9 protein-coding genes and 4 tRNA genes are annotated in these 19105 nt (G+C 63.2%); 4 read left to right on the forward strand and 9 right to left on the reverse strand.

Going from position 1 to position 19105, the window contains the following annotated elements; genetic code table 11:
- Positions 1 to 17: 17 nt before the first annotated feature.
- The gene (gene argS, locus HMPREF2971_RS08630; protein ID WP_070692554.1) at positions 18 to 1682 is read right to left on the reverse strand and encodes an arginine--tRNA ligase; all 1665 of its coding nucleotides are present in this window, start codon (positions 1680 to 1682) and stop codon (positions 18 to 20) included.
- 74 nt (positions 1683 to 1756) lie between these two features.
- On the opposite strand from argS, the gene HMPREF2971_RS08635 reads away from it, so the two are divergent.
- The 3 genes from HMPREF2971_RS08635 (at position 1757) to HMPREF2971_RS08645 (ending at position 4133) form a co-directional block, all read left to right on the forward strand.
- Positions 1757 to 1830, forward strand: a tRNA-Arg gene (locus HMPREF2971_RS08635).
- 216 nt (positions 1831 to 2046) lie between these two features.
- Positions 2047 to 2994, forward strand: a complete 948-nt coding sequence (locus tag HMPREF2971_RS08640) for an NADP-dependent oxidoreductase (RefSeq protein ID WP_070692557.1) — start codon at positions 2047 to 2049, stop codon at positions 2992 to 2994.
- A gap of 14 nt (positions 2995 to 3008) precedes the next feature.
- Positions 3009 to 4133 (forward strand): alpha/beta hydrolase, encoded by a 1125-nt coding sequence (locus HMPREF2971_RS08645; RefSeq protein ID WP_246825105.1) that lies wholly within the window; start codon positions 3009 to 3011, stop codon positions 4131 to 4133.
- Between the two features lie 72 nt (positions 4134 to 4205).
- Here HMPREF2971_RS08645 and HMPREF2971_RS08650 read toward each other — a convergent pair whose 3' ends face one another.
- The gene (locus HMPREF2971_RS08650; RefSeq protein WP_005506503.1) at positions 4206 to 4667 is read right to left on the reverse strand and encodes a helix-turn-helix domain-containing protein; all 462 of its coding nucleotides are present in this window, start codon (positions 4665 to 4667) and stop codon (positions 4206 to 4208) included.
- Between the two features lie 285 nt (positions 4668 to 4952).
- On the opposite strand from HMPREF2971_RS08650, the gene hrpA reads away from it, so the two are divergent.
- Positions 4953 to 9488: an ATP-dependent RNA helicase HrpA gene (gene hrpA, locus HMPREF2971_RS08655; protein WP_070692560.1), complete on the forward strand. Its 4536-nt coding sequence runs from the start codon at positions 4953 to 4955 to the stop codon at positions 9486 to 9488.
- 384 nt (positions 9489 to 9872) lie between these two features.
- On the opposite strand, the gene HMPREF2971_RS08660 is transcribed toward hrpA, so the two are convergent.
- The 7 genes from HMPREF2971_RS08660 to glnA all read right to left on the reverse strand — a co-directional run bounded on the left by HMPREF2971_RS08660 (position 9873) and on the right by glnA (position 18710).
- On the reverse strand, positions 9873 to 11240 hold the full coding sequence (locus HMPREF2971_RS08660; protein WP_070692563.1) for a hypothetical protein: 1368 nt from the start codon (positions 11238 to 11240) through the stop codon (positions 9873 to 9875).
- Between the two features lie 277 nt (positions 11241 to 11517).
- Positions 11518 to 12510, reverse strand: a complete 993-nt coding sequence (locus HMPREF2971_RS08665; RefSeq protein WP_070692566.1) for an HNH endonuclease — start codon at positions 12508 to 12510, stop codon at positions 11518 to 11520.
- 592 nt (positions 12511 to 13102) lie between these two features.
- Positions 13103 to 13174: transfer RNA gene (locus HMPREF2971_RS08670), tRNA-Val, on the reverse strand.
- Positions 13175 to 13198: 24 nt separating this feature from the next.
- Positions 13199 to 13269: transfer RNA gene (locus HMPREF2971_RS08675), tRNA-Cys, on the reverse strand.
- A 47-nt stretch (positions 13270 to 13316) separates the two neighbouring features.
- Positions 13317 to 13389: transfer RNA gene (locus HMPREF2971_RS08680), tRNA-Gly, on the reverse strand.
- 401 nt (positions 13390 to 13790) lie between these two features.
- On the reverse strand, positions 13791 to 17144 hold the full coding sequence (locus tag HMPREF2971_RS08685; protein ID WP_210398883.1) for a bifunctional [glutamine synthetase] adenylyltransferase/[glutamine synthetase]-adenylyl-L-tyrosine phosphorylase: 3354 nt from the start codon (positions 17142 to 17144) through the stop codon (positions 13791 to 13793).
- Between the two features lie 225 nt (positions 17145 to 17369).
- The gene (gene glnA / locus HMPREF2971_RS08690) at positions 17370 to 18710 is read right to left on the reverse strand and encodes a type I glutamate--ammonia ligase (protein ID WP_049362897.1); all 1341 of its coding nucleotides are present in this window, start codon (positions 18708 to 18710) and stop codon (positions 17370 to 17372) included.
- Positions 18711 to 19105: the final 395 nt, after the last annotated feature.

Here is a 19105-nt window from a genome sequence, read left to right on the forward strand (position 1 = left end):
GGTTGAATCGAGGGGTATTACATGCGCTCGGGTGCGCTCACACCCAGCAGGTTCAGGCCGTTAGCCAGCACCTGCTGTGCCGCGTTGTTCAGCAGCAGGCGGGTACGGTGCAGGTCGGTGACCTCCTCGTCGGCCTTGGGAGCCACGCGGGAGACGCCGTACCAGCTGTGGTACGCCGAAGCGAGCTGCTCCAGGTAGCGGTTCACGCGGTGCGGCTCGTAGAACTTCGCGGCATCACGCACAGCAGCGGGGAACTGGCCGAGTACAGCCAGCAGCTCACCGTCAGCGGCGGAGTCGAGCAGGGAGGTGTCCACGCCGTCCTCAATCTTCACGCCGGCCTCCGCGGCGTTGCGTGCCACGGCGGCGGTACGTGCGTGAGCGTACTGCACGTAGTAGACCGGGTTCTCGTTGCTCTTGGAAGTCAGCAGGCCCAGGTCAATGTCGATGGGGGTATCCACCGAGTAGCGGGTCAGCTCGTAGCGAGCCGCGTCAACGCCAACGGCCTCGACCAGGTCCTCGAGGGTGACCACGGTGCCGGCACGCTTGGACATGCGGACGGGCTTGCCGTCCTTGACCAGGTTCACCAGCTGACCAATCATGACCTCAATCTGGTCGGCGCGGTAGCCAAGAATCTGGGCGATAGCCTTCAGACGGCCCACGTAGCCGTTGTGGTCCGCACCGAGCATGTAAATCGCCACGTCGGCGGGATTTTCAGCACGGGTCATCTTGTCCTGGTAGTAGGCGATATCGCCCGCCACGTAGGCGTGGTTGCCGTCAGACTTGATGACCACGCGGTCCTTGTCGTCGCCGTAGTCGGTGGTGCGCATCCACCAGGCGCCGTCGGCCTCGAAGAGCTGGCCGTTCTCGCGCATGGTCTCGAGCAGGGCATCCACCTTGCCGCCTTCGAACACGGAGTTCTCGTGGAAGAACACGTCGAAGTGGGTACCGAAGGCCGCCAGAGACTCCTTAATCTGATCGAACATCAGGTGAGTACCGATTTCGCGGAAAATCTCTTCGGGGTTCTCAGCCTCAAGCGCATCGGGGCGCTGAGCCAGGATCTGGTCCTTAATGTCGACAATGTACGCGCCAGCGTAGCCGTCCTCGGGGGTCTCTTCACCGCGGGCGGCGGCAATCAGGGAGCGCACGAAGCGGTCAATCTGGGTGCCGTGGTCGTTGAAGTAGTACTCGCGCACCACGTTAGCGCCCTCGGCCTCCAGCACGCGGGCGAGCGCATCGCCCACGGCGGCCCAGCGGGTGCCACCCAGGTGGATGGGGCCGGTCGGGTTCGCGGAGACGAACTCAAGGTTAATGGTCTTGCCGGCGAGCTTGTCGCTGCGGCCGTATGCTTCGCCAGCCTCAACGATGGTGGCGGCGAGCTCGCCTGCTGCGGCGGCGTCCAGGGTGATGTTCAGGAAGCCGGGGCCCGCGATGTCAACGGATGCCACGCCGGGGATGGCACCGATCTTCTCTGCCAGAAGAGCTGCTACCTCGCGCGGGTTCTTGCCCACCTTCTTGGCGAGCTGCAGAGCGACGTTGGTGGCCCAGTCGCCGTGCTCACGGGACTTGGGGCGCTCCACTCGGACGGCGGGCAGTTCAGCGCCCTCCACGAGGGTCAGCTGGCCGGAGGAAATGGTTTCTTCTAGGGCAAGCGCAATGGCTTCGGAGAGTTCTTCAGGAGTCATAAGAACCTATTCTAGCAAGCATTGGGCCGGGGCTGACCGTTTATCCGACGCATATCTGATACCATGGTGGGGTTGCCTCTGTAGCTCAGCGGATTAGAGCACCAGTTTCCGGTACTGGGGGTCGAAGGTTCGAATCCTTTCAGGGGCACGATGTTCTTATTCGAGAGGGAACACGGGAGCTGATACTCGCCCAGCGGGTGTCGGCTCCTTTTTATTTAACGGTCATGCCGGGCAGCTTCAACCTCAGAGGGTGGACACTACCCGCCTGCCTATTGTGGCAACGCTAACAGCCTTGAGAGAATGGGAAAACGCGCACACCCGTCACATCAGCACGGCTTCAAGCCACAACAGCGGAGGTAACCCGATGACCACCATGCGCCAGATTCAGCTCACCGAATGGGGCGACGAAAGCGTTCTGCACGAAGCAAACGTGCCTATCCCCTCGCCGGTGCGCGGTCACGTGCTCATCAAGACGGTCGCCGCCGGTGTGAACCCGATTGACCTGACCACCCGCAAGGGTCTGGGCCCCGCAGCTCAGCTTGCCGACCCGTCGTACAAGCCGTTCGTTCCCGGTTGGGATGTTGCCGGCACCGTGGTTGCCACCGCTGGTGACTACACGGGTTTCAAGGTGGGCGACGGCGTTTTCGGTCTGGTGTCTTTCCCCGCCCCCGCAGGCGCGTACGCCGAGTATGTGCTTGCCCCGGCACATCAGCTGGTGAAGGTGCCCGCCGATGTTCCCTGCGCGCAGTTGGGCGGCGCTCCCCTGGCGGCGCTGACCGCATACCAGGCGCTCTTCGAAGTGGCGCGATTGAAGGAAGGTGAGCGCGTGCTCATTCACGCCGGTGCCGGAGGTGTCGGTCATCTCGCCGTTCAGTTGGCTGCGCAGGCTGGCGCTCAGGTTTTTGCGACCGCCTCCGCGGCGAACCACGAGTTTGTGCGCTCTTTGGGTGCCCAGCCCATTGATTACCGCACCGAGGATTTCCGCGCCGTACTGGGCCAGACCATGGACGTGGTGCTCAATTCCACCGGTCAGCAGACTTTCCTCGATTCGCTGGAGGTGCTGGTTCCCGGCGGCCGCATTGTCACCCTGACCAGCCCCGACCCGCTGGATGTTGCGCGTGAGCGCGGCTTCGAGGCGCAGTGGCTGACGGTTCACCCGGACCGCACGCAGATGCAGGAGATTGCCCGCCTCATGTCCTTGGGCCTGTTGAAGGTGCACGTGGATCAGGTGCTTGATTTTTCGCAGGCTGCGCAGGCTCACGCCCTGGTTGCGACGGGTCGCACCCGCGGCAAGATCGTGCTGGTTCCCTAACGCGGCGCTGATTCATGCAGACTTCTGAGAACGCGCCGACCGTTGAGAATACCGATTACCGCTCCGGTTTTTACCGCGAGGCAGGCTTTTACGATGCCCACTCGCTACCCGACTACGGCGCGCAGTCGCCGGTAACTCGCGAGGCGTTCGCCTACGATTTCTTCCCCGCGACCAGGGATATCTCTTCCCCCGCGCCGCTACTGGTGTGGGTTCACGGTGGCGCCTGGCGCTTCGGCACCAACCAGGCCCTACGCGACACTATCCTGCGCACCCCTGGCGGGGAGCAGCCTAATACCCAGGCGCTCATGCGCGCCGCTTTTCAGCAGGCGGGCTGGGCGGTCGCGTCCATCAACTACCGGTATTCGCATCAGGCGCTCTTCCCGGGTGCCCTGCACGATGTGAAGGAGGCGGTTCGTTTCTTCCGCGCCAACGCGCACGAGTTCGGTATTGACCCGCAGCGCATTGCGGTAGCGGGCGGAAGCGCCGGCGGGCACCTGAGCATGATGGTTGCGCATACGGGAGATTCCGCCGCCGGTGACTCTGCATTTGGGGATTCTGCGAGCACACCCGAGCACGACGAATACTTTGAAGGCAGGGCGGCAAGCGCCTACCCGTCCCATAGTTCGCAGGTGGCGGCGGCGGCTTCGTTTTACGGGGTCAGCGATTTGAGGACCATCTTCACCGATCGCCCTCTGGCTGGCTACGCCCTCGATCATCCCGAGGATGATGGCGCCGAATGGCGACTGCTGGGAAGCACCTACCCCGTACCCGCAGATGTGTCTACTATCGACGCGTCCAAGGGTGAGCGGGCGGTTCCCGGTGTCTGCATCGAGCGCGCCCAAAAGAACTGGGAGCGTGCGCATCCTATTGATGCGGTACGCCCCCAGAAACGAGCGAATAAGATCGAAAGTGCCTCTGCACAGGAAGTGAGCGGCGGTGCCACTCCCCTGATGCTCGTGCACGGTATTAGTGATTCGTGTGTGCCGTACCAGCAATCGGTGCGGGTGTATCAGGCGCTGCGCACGCGGCAGGTGCCTACCGATTTGGTGCTGGTTCCGGATGCCGAACACGGGGATTCGCGCTGTTTTAGCCCCGATATTGTTCAGCAGATGCTGCGATTCTTCAACCGCATTGTATAGCTCAACTGCGCTATCTGAACCGTACTGTCCGGTCTGGGTGATTGATCAGAAAGTAATCGACCAGATGCGGGTTTAGCGAACGCGGCGGTTCACGTATTCGTGCTCGAGGCGGTAACGTTCGAGGTCGTCAAAAGCAACGCGACGGTGCGTGTTAATGCGCTCGAACGGAATATCTCCGCGCTCCAGCAGGCGAACAACGGTCGGGCGGGATACGCCCAGGTAGTCTGCTGCCTCCTGCGTGGTCATGAGGCGGTCCTGGCGGACCACGCAGACATCCTTGCGGTCGGCGAATGCGCGCGCTACGGAGGTGAGGGGCCCGTACATTTCGGGAGAAATCTGTACGCGCTCGCCGTCGCCGGTGACCAGGTAGAGGGTTTCTTCGGCACTGAGGCGGTCAAAGTGGGTGCGCAGACTCGCGTGAACGAGGGCTTGGAAGAGCTCTTCGCAGCGGTGGTGAATTTCTTCGTGCTGTCCGTCTTCGCAGCAATCCAACACTGCAACACGTGTTGCCGGGTACGTCTTTGGTGATGGCATAGTCACTCCTTCGTTACTGTGTTATTCACCACTGTAGCAGTTGAACGAAACTATCGAAAGAAAGTTAAGAAGCATAGTTAATTCGCATCTGCGGTGCATAAAATTCAGATGAATATTTATAAGTTTTTTAGATAGCATTTGATATTATTTATTATATCTTAACTACTCTTTTTAGGGTTGTCATTCCACCGCTCCCCACCCAGGGTTCCCGCGAACAAACCCAAATATGACAAACAAAGCACATCCCAAGCCCACCGCGGGCAAGGCGAGTACACTGGATAGGATATGTCTGAGCAGAAATCCACGAAGAAACACGCAGATACTTCTAAGGCCCCACGCACCGCCCCTACCATGGCGAGCATGGCCGCCGCAATCCACGCGGCAAAGGTACGATCCTCCGAAAAAACCGGTGAAAAAACCGCAGATAAAACTACTGAGAACAACGCGGTAAAAAACGGCGCCCCAAAGAAGGGCGCCCTGAAGAAGGGTGCACAGAAGAACGGCGCCCAGAAGAATAACGCAGACCGCAAGAACTCCTCCCGGGGCACCTCCGAACGCAACTCCAACGCCTCCCGCTCCAACCGACGCGCAGGCGGTCCCAACCGCGCCCGCAAGCAGGGCAACCAGCAGGGTATCCAGCAGGGCGATAACAAGGGTAACCAGCAGAACCGCCCGGCACCGCGCCGCTACGAGCCGCTCATTCCCGAGGTCATCACCTACCCTGAAGAGCTGCCCGTCAGCGAACGTCGCGAAGACATCATGAACGCGATCCGCGACAACCAGGTTGTCATCATCGCGGGTGAAACCGGCTCCGGTAAGACCACCCAGATCCCCAAAATGTGCCTCGACCTGGGCCTGGGAGAGAAGGGCCTCATCGGCCACACCCAGCCGCGCCGACTCGCCGCACGCTCCGTGGCCGAACGCATCGCCGAAGAACTCGGCCAGAAAATCGGCGAAACCGTCGGCTACCAGGTGCGATTCACCTCCGAAGTGGGCGAACACAGCGCTATCAAGCTCATGACCGACGGCATTCTGCTCGCCGAGATTCAGAACGACAAGCTGCTGCGCCGCTACTCCACCCTCATCATTGACGAGGCGCACGAACGCAGCCTGAACATTGACTTCATCCTCGGCTACCTCAAGCGCATCCTGCCGCAGCGCCCGGATCTGAAGGTCATCATCACCTCCGCGACCATCGACCCGGAGCGTTTCGCACGCCACTTCTCCCCCAGCTACGTGCCGGGCAAGGGCATCGTCGACGAAAACCTCAGCGCCGAAGAACGCGAAATCGCCGAAGCGATTCTGCCCGACGATGCGCCACCCATCATTGAGGTGTCCGGCCGAACCTACCCCGTGGAAATCCGCTACCGCCCGCTCGACGAGGAAGACTACCTCAGCGACGACGAAATCGAAGACGACCACGACCCCACCGACGGCATCCTCGACGCCATCAAGGAGCTCTCCAAGGAAGCCCCCGGCGACATCCTCATCTTCTTCTCCGGCGAACGCGAAATTCGCGACGCCAAAGACGCCATCGAGGCAATGGTCGCCAAATCGCCGCGCCTGAACTACGAGGTGCTGCCCCTGTACGCGCGCCTCTCGCTCGCCGAACAGCACCGCGTGTTCTCCCCCGGATCCCGCCCGCGCATCGTACTCGCCACGAACGTTGCCGAAACCTCGCTGACCGTGCCCGGCATCAAGTACGTCATCGACACCGGCACCGCACGCATCTCCCGCTACTCGGCACGCACCAAGGTTCAGCGCCTGCCCATCGAACGCATCTCGCAGGCAAGCGCCAACCAGCGCTCCGGTCGATGCGGCCGCGTCAGCGATGGTATCGCCATCCGCCTCTACTCCGAGGAAGACTTCAACTCGCGCCCCGAGTTCACCGACCCCGAGATTCTGCGCACCAACCTCGCCGCCGTCATCCTGCAGATGATTGCCATCGGCGTGGTGCGCGAACCCGGCGACATCTCGCGCTTCCCGTTCGTGCAGCCGCCCGCATCCCGCGCCATCAACGATGGCGTGAACCTGCTGCGCGAACTCGGCGCGCTCACCGAACGCACCCGCCGCAAGGGACGAGGCGGTAACAACAGCGCGACCCTCACCGCCATCGGCCGAGCCATGGCGGCCTTCCCCGTGGACCCGCGCCTCGCCCGCATGATTATCGAGGGCGGCCGCCGCGGCTGCGCCAAGGAAATGATGGTGCTCGCCGCCGCCCTGACCATCCAGGACCCGCGCGAACGCCCCGCCGACGTGCGCGCAGAAGCCGACGCGATGCACGCCCGCTTCGTCGACGACACCTCCGACTTCTCCTCCTTCCTGCTGCTCTGGGACTACATCAACGAGCAGCAGGCGGCGCTGTCCTCCTCTCAGCTGCGCAAGATGTGCCACCGCGAATACATCAACTACCTGCGCATCCGCGAATGGCAGGACCTCTTCGCCCAGCTGCGCGAAATGGGACGCACCGCCAACATTCACGCCAGCGGCGGCAGGGACATCAACGCCTCCGCGCACGAAATCGACATCCACAAGAGCCTGCTCACCGGCCTGCTCTCGCACGTGGGCGTCAAGGAAGAACGCGAGAAGGACTCCAAGGGGCGCACCCGCGGCCCCCGCGAATACCTCGGCGCACGCGGCACCAAGTTCGCAATCTTCCCCGGCTCCGGCCTGTTCAAGAAGGGGCCCGACTGGGTGCTCTCCGCCGAACTCGTCGAAACCTCCCGCCTGTGGGCGCGCACCAACGCCGCCATCGAACCGCAGTGGATCGAAGAGGTCGGCAAGCACCTCATCAGCGTGCAGTACTCCGAACCGCACTGGTCCCTCAGCTCCGGCGCGGCAGTCGCCTACGCCAAGGGTACCCTCTTCGGCCTGACCATCTACGCTGACCGCCCCGTGCAGTACGCCCGCGTAGACGCCGCCGCAGCCCGCGAACTGTTCATCCAGTCCGCCCTCGTCGAAGGCCAATGGCACACCCAGCACAAGTTCTACCTGCGCAACCAGCGCGCCCTCGCCGAAGTCGAAGAACTCGAAGCACGCCTGCGCCGCCGCGACCTGCGCGTGGACGACTCCGTACTCTTCGCCTTCTACGACGCACGCATCCCCGCCCACGTCACCGACGTGCGCGCCTTCGACAAGTGGTGGAAGCAGGCCCGTCTCGAAGACGACAACTACCTGGACTTCAACCCCGAAAAGCTCATCAACGAGGAAGCCGCCGACTACGACGACTCCCAGTTCCCCCGCCAGTGGGTGCAGCGCACCGACAGCGGCGAACTGACCCTCGACCTGCGCTACGAATACGCCCCCACCGCCGGCATCGGAGGCGCCCGCACCGACGCCGCCAAGCGCGACGGCGTAGCAGTCCAGGTACCCATCCTGTTCCTCAACCAGCTGAACCCCGAACCGTTCCGCTGGCAGATCCCCGGCCTGCGCCACGAACTCGTCACCGCGCTCATCAAGTCCCTCCCTAAGGCGATTCGACGCAACTTCGTACCCGCACCCGACGTGGCACGCGCCGCCTGCGCCGCCCTCGAGGAGGACTACTCCCCCGCAACCGACGAGCTCATCCCCTCCCTCGCGCTCGTGCTGCGCCGCCTGCGCGGCGTGGTCGTCGAACCCGAAACCTTCAACTGGGACGCCGTGCCCGAGCACCTGAAGATGGGCTTCCAGGTACGCAACGCCCGCAACAAGATCCTGGGTGAGGGCAAGGACCTGCGAGCCCTGCAGCAGCAGCTCCACAAGGAGATTCGCAGTGCCCTCGCCGACTCGCTCGGTGCATCCGACGACACCATGGCAAAAATGGTGGCGCTCGCGCAGGGTGGTTCAAGTAGCTTAGGCGGCTCGAACAACTCGGGCGGCTCGGCAACTCCTGCCAAGAAGGGCGCGAAGAACCCGGGTGCCCCTGCCAACGCTGATGCATCCGGCGGAGTACGCGAAATCAGCGGCCTCACCGAATTTCCCGCCGACCTCTTCCCCAACGGAGAGATCCCCCGCAAGGTACAGCGCGTCATCGCAACCCAGGCAGTCAACGGCTACCCCGCCCTCGTCGACGAAGAAACCAGCGTAGGCCTGCGCATCTTCCCCACCGAGGCCGAGCAGTTGCACGCCCAGCGCCGCGGCATCATCCGCCTGCTCCAGCTGCAGGTGCCCTCGCCCGTACGCTACGTGAGCGAACACCTCTCCCACAAGGAGAAAATCGTCTTCACGCAGAACCCGCACGGCTCCATCGACGAGCTCATTCGCGACTGCACCGTCGCGGCGCTCGACCACCTCGTGCCGCACACGCCCATCTTCACGCACGCCGAATACAGCGAACTCTACGAGCACGTGCGCGCCGAACTCATCGAGACGGTCTTCGACGTGACCAAGCTCGTCGCCGAAATCCTCTCCGAAGCCACCGCGCTGAAGAAGGCTATCAAGAAGGCCACCTCGCTGACGACCATGCACGCCGTCTCCGACGTGAAGGCACAGATGGAGAACCTCGTCTACCCCGGATTCGTGGCGAAAACCGGCTACGACCAGCTGGTTCACATCCCCCGCTACCTCAAGGCCGCCCAGGTACGCCTGACGAAGCTCGGACCGAACCTGCACCGCGACAACCAGCTCATGCTCACCGTGCAGGACCTGGAAGACTCCTACGATAACGCGGTCAAGTCGCTCCCGGCAGGCACCATCGTGCCGGATGCGCTCCGCCGCGTGAACTGGATGATTGAGGAGCTGCGCGTCAGCTTCTTCGCCCAGGAGCTTGGTACCGCCTACACGGTGTCTGAGAAGCGCATTGCGAAGGCTCAGCGTGAGGCGCTGGACGCCATCAAACGCTAGCTTGTGAGATTACGTCTTGTGCGGATGGCGGTGTTCGTCCTCGCTCCTACTCAGGTGTAGGTGCGCCGCATGTTTCCTCCGCGCCTACGCAGGGGCACCCGTCACCCGGACGCTCCGTCCTCTCCTTGCTTCGCTGCGGAGAGCGTCCGGGTTGACACCCTGAGGGCGCTTCCGGAAAACACGGCTGCACCTGCAGCACAAGCAAAGAGCCCCCACACGAGGTAATCGTGTGGGGGCTCTTTGCCGTTCATAGCGCAAGCTAAGCCGGGAACCTAGCGCGGAAAGGCGGTGTCGTCCGCAGCGACATCAGGGTGCCCGAGCTCTGCGAGGGCGGGTGCCCCTGTAGGAGCGAGGACGAACACCGCCTCTCAGCGTGAGAAACGGTTAGGCAGCCGCCTCGCAAAAGGTCACCGTCACGGAGCCGTTACCGCGCTCGCGCATCCACTGCGGCGCGTTCTCAGCCGAAACAATCGCACCCTCACTCACGGACGGGGCGATGTACGAGCCGCCCGCGCCACCGGCGCCGCCCTGCATCGTGTAGCCCAGGCCCTGGCGCACACCGGTCGGGCTGTTCAGCCACTTCTGGGTCAGCACAATCGAGGAAACGGACTGTGCCGCGCCGGAACCGCCGCCTCCGTAACCTGCGCCGCCACCGCCGGACACCACGGACTGGTAGCCGTTGAAGTTCTGCGCGTACGCACCCTCATCGTTGTAGATGTCCAGGTCCCAGCTGCGGTCCTCGTAGGTGCCCTTCTCGTGCACGCTGGCGGGGTTCTCATCCAGCTGGTAGGAGTATGCGCCCGCACCATCGCCGCCGTTGCCCGCGAAGCCGCTCGTGCCCGCGTTACCGGCAACAAACTGGCTGAATAGCACCTGGTTGTTGGTGGTTTCAAAGCCGATGATGGGGCCGCTAGCCGGCAGAGTGCCTGCCGCGCCGCCTGCACCGCCTATACCCGCTGCGCCGCCGAAGCCGGAGTTGTAGGTCAGGACCTTGGAACGTTCCGCATTGTAGACTTCGTAGCCGGGGGTGCCGTTGGAGCCCGCCGCTGCGGAGGCGCTACCCGCCGCATCGAACTGCGGGGATGCGTCCGAGCCGAGGGGCGCCACACCGGCGTCGATCTGGCCGTTGAAGTTGGAGTACCAGGGGTCTGCGTAGGACACGGCGGAGGTGGTCATGCCCGCGCCGCCACCGCCGCCTGCTACAGCTACGACGACGCCGTCGATGAGCAGCGCGGAGGAGCCGCCGCCGGATGCAGCGTACACCTGGCTCTTGGAGTTTGCCGGGTCCGCATACTTGGCGTCGACCTGCGCGGTGATGGTGGCGGGGATGGTGTAGGCGGGTACGGAGCCGCCGTTGCCGTATCCTTCACCACCTGCGGTGGGGGTGAGGGAGCCGTCACCGATACCGCCTGCCGCGGCGATAATCTGCACGGTGGAGCCGGGGGTGACGGGGACGATGCCGCTGACCTTCGCGCCGGAGCCGGCGGGGGTCATACGATTGTTGGTGCCGCCCGCGCCGCCGACCAGTTCAAAGTGGAGCTTGTGGACATTGTCGGGCACTGCGAAGGTCTGCACGGTCTTGGTGCCTTCTTCGGTGCCGGAGATGTTGTACGCCGGGTGTGCGGCGAGGGTGCAGTCGTTGGTTGCGGCGACGGATGCCGCGTAGGAGGGGATGGTTGCGGAGGCGGCGACGACGGGTGCCGCCCAGGCTGCACCGGCGACGAGCTTGCGGCGGGTCAGAGATGTAGACATGGTATGCCCTTTATTCGGGTGGGGTGATGTGTTTGTGGCGCGGATGCGGGAGCCTGCAGGCCTGCGCCCGGACGCCGAGGAAAAGCATACCTTGAACCTCAGCTTTAACATAAATCCCTGGCTAGCCCACTGTGCGGGAGCTTTAGGACACCTCGCGCCGCTCCTTTCCTGCGCTCCTGCAGGGGAACCCACCACACCCGGACGCTCCGCTTCTCCTTGCTTCGCTGCGGAGAGCGCCCGGGCGGGCACCCTGATGTCGCTTTCGGAAGGTGCGGCTTTATGCGAGCCGCAGGTTCCGTCCGCGTACGCAACGCCAGCAGAGGGTCTGCAGATTATCGGGCTCGTTGTTGCCGCCTTCGGATAGCGGGACCTTGTGGACAACCTCGAGGATGAGGATTCGTTCACGCATGATGGAGTTGCCGCATCCGGGGTTTTGGCAGGTGTAGTTGTCGCGTTCTTTGATGCGTTGGCGTAGCTGGGCGGTCATGAGGGTGCGTTCGCCGCCTTCGGGCCATGCCCAGCGGATTTTGCGCTCGAGGGTTTCGGAGAGCGCGTCGAGGGTTGGGGTGTCGAGGGTGACGGTGACGGCGCGGTTTTCTTTGCCGCCGGGTGAGGTGTATTCGAAGCGGTAGACGGGGTATGGCACGGTCAGCCCCACGTGGCAGACGTTGAGTTTGTTCCAGAACTCCTTGGCGTATTGCTTGGTGATGAACTGGGGCGGGTTGATGTGTGCGATCATATCCTCTTCGCGGCGTCGCACGTTATCGATTGCGGTTTCAAGGCGCGCGATATCGTCGGAGAGGCGTTGTACGTCTTTGAGGGTTTGCAGGTCGGCTTCGATGTGGAAGTATTTGGTGAGGCTGCCGATGGGGTCCCGCTCGGCTTCGAGAACGACCTGTTGGGAGGCCTTGTAGACGTGCGGGTGGCGTTCTTCGGGCTTCTTCTGCAGCAGTGTCTGCCAGGTTTTGGGTTGTTGAATTTCGACGGTGGCGAGGTGGCTGTACATACCGTTGGTGGAGGTACCCAGTTCGTAGATTCCGCGGGCGTGGATGTCGTGTACGTAGCTGGCGATTTCGTTGTATTCGCTGGCGAGTGTGGCGGTGCGTTGGCGGTGCTTCTGGAATTCGGGGGTTGCGAAGTACCGGTTTTTGCGGATGGTCATGATGATGCCCGCGATGAGCACGATGATGACGACGCCGAGGATGACGTACCAGAGGGAGAAGGCGAGGCATACGGCGAAGAAGATGCCGAGCCCTTTGAGGAATTTCATGGGTGTTCCTTTGTGATACGGCGGTGTATCTGTGAGTGTAGATTTCCTCCATTAGGGTATCGGAGGTATTCGCGGCGTGCAAAGCGTTTGGTCACGTCAGTGAGGGTTTAGCTGCAGGCTACACCTTCCGGATGCGCCCTCAGGGTGCCCGAAGCGAAGCGAGGGCGGGTCCCCTGCGACGGCGCGGAGGAAGTGTGTAGGCGCAAGCCTCACGAAACAGGTTTGGCGGAGCCAGCAGAAGACTGAGAAGGCGACAGCCCCCTCCCCCTTCCAGTTCGTTATGCCGGTATCGCGCACCCAAGCCCTGCACTTACTGAACCGGGGACCAAGTGTCTTGTACAGAGAGTGAGGGGCGGTATCCTCCGTCGTGACATCGGAGACATGGAGCGGTGCGAGCGTATTTTCCGGAAGCGCCCTCAGGGTGCCCGAAGCGAAGCGAGGGCGGGTCCCCTGCGACGGCGCGAAGGAAATATACGCAGCACCACCTCCAGAACATGCACAGGAACAAGGAGGGCTCTATCCCTCCGCAAACCCAAGAAACTAAAAAGTTAAACACAAAAGCCCTTAGCTCGAAAGCTAAGGGCTTTATCTGTGCGCGATACTGGGATCGAACCAGTGACCTCTTCCGTGTCAGGGAAGCGCGCTACCGCTGCGCCAATCGCGCTCACAAAACAGTTGTTTTGTTGCGAGGTGAGGACGGGATTCGAACCCGCGTACACGGCTTTGCAGGCCGCTGCCTAACCACTCGACCACCTCACCGCATACGCTCCACGAGGGAACGCGTTCGAACTCTTGGAGTCCTTACGAGCGGTTGACGAGACTTGAACTCGCGACATCCACCTTGGCAAGGTGGTGCTCTACCAACTGAGCTACAACCGCATATCAGCGTATTCAATTTGAATCATTCCATTGGAGTTTTTCGCTCCGTCGTGCTGACAGGTAAATACTATACGGGGTTTTTGAGTGTTTGCCAAATCCTTTGTAGATCATCTTGTGTTCCGCGTGTTTCCGGGGCAGAACGGGGTATTTGGGCTCGTTTTTGAGGTGCGCGAGCAAAATTTATTTTCATGGTGCCGGTCACATTTTTGGGGTTTTGGGGTGGTTACTGTTCCCGTGAGGGCAGCGGCGGGCACACGATGTCCGCGAAACGTCCGCAAAATTTTTCGCAAGGACACGAAAAGGAGGGGCGGGGAACCATGTTCCCCGCCCCTCCCCTATGAAATTCGCATCAGAAATCCGCACCGACAAAAATGCCGGGCTCATGTTTTTCTGGAATCTTTTTATAGTTCTTCGAAGAAGAGGCGCTCGTAGACTTTGCGGGCGTTGCGAGTTTGGCGCAGATAGTCCTCTTCGAGGGCGCGTGCGCTACCGGCGGGGTATCCGCACCAGCGGGCGATTGCTTCCAGGTCGGCGCGTCCCGAGGGTAGGGTGTCGGACTGGCGCACGCCGCGCAGTACGTTGCCGCCGCGGATCTTCGTGGCGAGTAGCCAGGCGCCGCTGAGGATTTCAGCGTCCGCGGCTTCGACCAGCCCCGCCTCAACCGCGGCGTTCAGCGCCTTCAGGGTGGAGGTGGTGCGCAGCCCGGGCACGGCGTGCGCGTGGCGCAGCTGTACGAGCTGGACCAGCCATTCCACGTCGGAGAGTCCGCCGCGGCCGAGCTTGAGCTGGCGGGTGCGGTCGGCGCCGTGAGGCATGCGTTCGTTTTCCACGCGCGCTTTCATGCGGCGAATCTGCTGTACCTGTTCGGGTTCAAAAGCTGCCGGGTAGCGGTACGGGTCGATGAGCTCCACGAAAGCCTCGCCGAGCGCCTCGTCGCCCGCGATGGGGCGGGCGCGGGTGAGCGCCTGGAACTCCCAGGTTTCCGCCCAGCGTTCGTAGTAGGAGCGGTAGGAGTCCAGCGAGCGCACGATAGCGCCCTGCTTGCCTTCGGGGCGCAGGTCGGCGTCCACTTCGAGGGGCCGTTCGGCGCGAATGGCGGGCTTGACGGGCTGTTTGAGGAGCGCCAGGGTGCGGTTGACGATGCGTGCCGCCTGTTCCTGTGCGGCGTCTTCGTCGGCCCCGTCGAGGGGTTCGTGAACGAACATGACGTCCGCGTCGGAGCCGAAGCCGTTCTCGGCGCCGCCGAGGCGGCCCATGCCGATGACGGCGATGCGGGTGAGCAGCTTCTCCCCCGCTGTCGCCTCAGCTTCGGCGGGTTCGGCGCCTTCCGGTGCCGTTTGGAGTTCACGCAGGGCAATCTGCAGCGCCGCACCGATTGTGCACTCGTCGATGGCGGCAAGACCGGCGCAGGTGTCCTCAACGTCGACGATGCCCAGGGTCCAGCCCATGGCGGTGCGCAGGGTTTCGCGGCGGCGCAGGTAGCGCACGGCGCGCATCGCCTCGGCGGCGTCCGCATGGCGTGCCAGCAGGGAGGAAATCTCGGAAGCGAGCGCTTCCTCCCCCAGCGGTTTGAGGTCGGCGACCTTGTCCAGCCAGGCGATGGAGGCGGAGGCATCCTCGAGCAGGTCGGTCATGGGGCGCGAGCTGGAGAGTAGCTGGCTGAGGCGTTCGGCGGCTGCGGGTGAGTCGCGGAGCATGCGCAGGTACCAGCTGGTGCTGCCGAGCGATTCGGAGACGATACGGAATCCGAGCAGGCCGGCGTCCGCGTCCACGCCGCGAGCAAACCAGCCCAGTAGCACGGGCATGAGGTGCCGCTGAATGTCTGCACTGCGGGAAAGTCCCGTGGTGAGTGCCTTGATGTGGCGCATGGCGCCGCGCGGGTCGCGGTAGCCGAGGGCTGCGAGGCGGTCCTGTGCCGCCTGTTCGCTGAGCACCACTTCGTCGCGGCTGAGCGTGGAGACGGCGGCGAGTAGCGGACGGAAGAAGATCCGCTCGTGCAGTGAACGGACGTTCCGTTTAATTTTCTGCCATGCCTTGAGCATCTGCTCGGCGGAGAGCGTGCCGTTGCGTTCCGGGGAGAGGATTGAGCGGGCGAGGGCGCGCTGTTCGGCGTCCTTCTCGGGCATCAGGTGGGTGCGGCGCAGCTGCTGCAGTTGGATGCGGTGCTCGAGCACGCGCAGCTTCTTGTAGTCGCGGCTGAACGCTTCGGCGTCGGTGCGACTAATGTAGCTGACGGCGGTCAGCGCCGCGAGGGAATCCACGGTGGATTTGGTGCGTACGGCGGGGTCGGTTCGACCGTGCACAAGCTGTAGCAGCTGCACGGTGAACTCGATATCGCGCAGGCCACCCGGGCCCAGCTTAATCTGGCGGTCCACCTGGTGCGAGGGAATGTTGTCGGTCACGCGGGCGCGCATCGCCTGCACGGATTCCACGAAGGATTCACGGGCGGCGGACTCCCACACGAAGGGGTCGATTGCGCGGGCGTAGCGGGCGCCCAGCTGCGCCGAACCGGCGATGGGGCGCGCTTTGAGCAGCGCTTGGAACTCCCAGTTTTCCGCCCAGCGCTTGTAGTACTGAACGTAGGATTCGACGGTGCGAACGAGCGGGCCGTCCTTGCCCTCGGGGCGTAGGTTCGCGTCGACCTCCCAGAGGGCGGGTTCGGGTGCGGGGCCCATGATGGCACGGGTGAGGGCGTGCACGAGCTCCGTGCCGATGGTGGAACATTCGTTCTCGGTGAGCTTGAGCGGGGCGCTCTCCCCCTCTGCCCCGGCGTTGGGCACGGCGCCAGCGGCGGCGGGTTCCACGGGCGCAACCACGTACACCACGTCAACATCAGAGATGTAGTTCAGCTCGCGGGCACCGCACTTACCCATGCCGATAATCGCCAAGTCCAGGGCGTCTACGGCTTCACCTCGGCGAGGAGCCGCCAGGCCGGGGCCCAGCCCCTCCGCCACTTCGGTGCGGGCAATGGCGAGCGCACCCTCCAGCGCGGCGGCAGCCAAATCGGCGAGGTGACGACCGATGGTGGGCATCATTTCGACCGGGTCTTCGCAGCACACGTCGAGCAGGGCGATGCGCGCCAGGGCGGCGCGGTAGGCGACGCGCAGGGTCACGTAGCCGTCCTTACCGGTCTGGCCGGTGGCCGCGCGCGGACGCTCCGCGTGAGGGTCCGCGCCGAGGGCGGTGAGGATGTCGCGGCGGTAGGGGGTGTCCAGCGGTGCGATGGGGGTCAGGAATTCCCCGTCGGTTTCCGGCAGAATCGACGCCGGGTGCTGGGAGCGAATCAGCGCGCTCTCAGCCGGGTACACCTGCGTGTCGAAGAGCGGGTCAATGTGTTCGGGGCGGCGGTAGAGAAAATCGCCAATCGCCTGGGATGCGCCGAGCAGGCGGTACATGCCGAATTCTTCTTCGCCGCGGTTGGCGCGTTCGGCGACCGCCGGGTGCTTCTCGATGAGGCGCACGAGGGCGGGCAGGGCGATATCCGGTGAGGGTGCGAGGCGCAGCCCGGCAAAGAGCGCATCCTGCGAGACGTGCTTCAGTTCGGGTGCGTTGAGCCAGCGTTCTGCCTTGGACGGGTCGTGGAAGCCGGTGGCGATCATGCGGGTGCGCAGGCGTAGCTGGGCTTTGCGTTCGGCTTCGGCGCGTTGTTCGTCGTCGAGTGCGTCGGGGGCGATGTCGGTGAGCGGTTTGGGTTCTTTGGCGGGGTCGATAATGCGGATGAGCCCGGTGGCCGGGTAGTGGGAGCTGTCAGTCATAGCGTGAGAACCGTGGGTAGAGAACTGGGGTTAGAGAACTGTGGGTGGAGAGTATAAATTTCGCCGGCAAAAATCGGCGGCTAAAAATCGGTGGGGAACGGCGCAGCTGATAGGTGCATTTGATAGACCTGTGGGCGGTACCCGCCGGCGTGTTACCGGTAGCGGGTACCGCCCTGAGGCTGTCAGCGCTCACTCAACCTATGAGGAGGTGAGAGGGTCCAGCCGTTAGAGGATTCCGAGGTTGTGCTTGAGCTCGTACGGGGTCACCTGAGCCTGGTACTGGTCCCAGTCGGCGCGCTTATTGCGCAGGAACTGCTCGAAGACCTGCTCGCCCAGAACCTCCGCCATGAACTCGGATTCTTCGGTGATATTGATGGCTTCACGCAGGGACGCCGGTAGCGGGTTGTAGCCCATGGCGCGGCGTTCGGCGTTGGTCATGGCGGCGAGATCTTCGGTCACGGCGGGCATGAGCGGGTACTCGTTTTCGATGCCCTTCAGGCCTGCTGCAAGAATCACCGCGTAGGCGAGGTACGGGTTCGATGCTGAGTCCAGGCCACGGTACTCGATGCGGGCGGACTGCATCTTGTTCGGCTTGTACAGGGGCACACGCACGAGGGCGGAGCGGTTGTTGTGGCCCCAGGAGACGTAGGAGGGCGCCTCGCCGCCGCCCCAGAGTCGCTTGTAGGAGTTGATGAACTGGTTGGTGACCGCGGTGAATTCGGGGGCGTGCTTGAGCACACCGGCGATGAAGTGCCGCGCGGTCTTGGACAGCTGGTATTCGGCACCGGCTTCGAAGAATGCGTTGGTGTCGCCTTCGAAGAGGGAGAAGTGGGTGTGCATGCCGCTGCCGGCGTACTTGGTGAAGGGCTTGGGCATGAAGGTTGCGTACATGCCGAGCGAGTAGGCGACTTCCTTGATGACGGTGCGGAAGGTCATGACGTTATCGGCGGTCTGCAGGGCGTCGGCGTGGCGCAGGTCGATTTCGTTCTGTCCGGGGCCGGTTTCGTGGTGGCTGAATTCGACGGAGATGCCGACTTCTTCGAGCATGGTCACTGCCTTGCGGCGGAAGTCCTGCACGATGCCGCCGGGGGTGTGGTCGAAGTAGGATTCGTGATCCACGGGCACGGGGAATCCGTCGGCGCCGAGCTTGGAGGATTCGAGCAGGTAGAACTCAATTTCAGGTGAGGTGTAGCAGGTGAAGCCCATCTCCGCTGCCTTGTTGAGCACGCGCTTGAGCACGCCGCGGGTGTCGGAGGCGCTAATCTCACCGTCGGGGGTGAGCACGTCACAGAACATGCGGGAGGTGTAGTCTTCCTCGCCGCGCCAGGGCAGGATCTGGAAGGTGGAGGGGTCCGGCTGCAGCAGCATGTCAGATTCGTAGATGCGGGAGAAACCCTCAATCGAGGAGCCGTCAAAGCCCAGGCCCTCATCGAAGGCGCTTTCTACTTCAGCCGGTGCGAGCGCAACGGATTTGAGGGTGCCGACCACGTCGGTGAACCAGAGGCGGATGAAGCGGATGTCGCGCTCTTCGATGGTGCGCAGTACAAATTCCTGTTGGCGGTCCATGAGTTGCCCTCTCGGTGCGGGCGCGCATCCGCGTGGTACCCGTCTGTGGGTGGCGGAGGCGCGCTAAATTTGCTGCCGAGGTGTGGAAGACCCTGCTGCGGAAAGCCCTGCATGTCCCATGGGATTCCAGAGGATTCCAGGGGGTTCCGCAGTGTTGCGTGCCAGCGGTGCTGGCGCCTCCTTGCCCCGGCGTGTGTCCTGTTGTTATCTAGCCTATCGGGTTCTGCTCTGTGGCGGGCGGGTGGGAGGTTTCGTTTGTGTAAATTCTCTTTTTCTGCGCCGCGGTAGCTCAGATTCTGGGCGATGCGAGGAGGGGCGCTCCCCCGCTTTTTCTGCGGTGTGGGTTTTACTCAGATGCCAAGCAGGTTCAGATACCTAGCATATGACGGTTCTCG

This window comes from Rothia sp. HMSC066G07, from assembly GCF_001814485.1.
In the GTDB taxonomy this organism is placed as follows: domain Bacteria; phylum Actinomycetota; class Actinomycetes; order Actinomycetales; family Micrococcaceae; genus Rothia.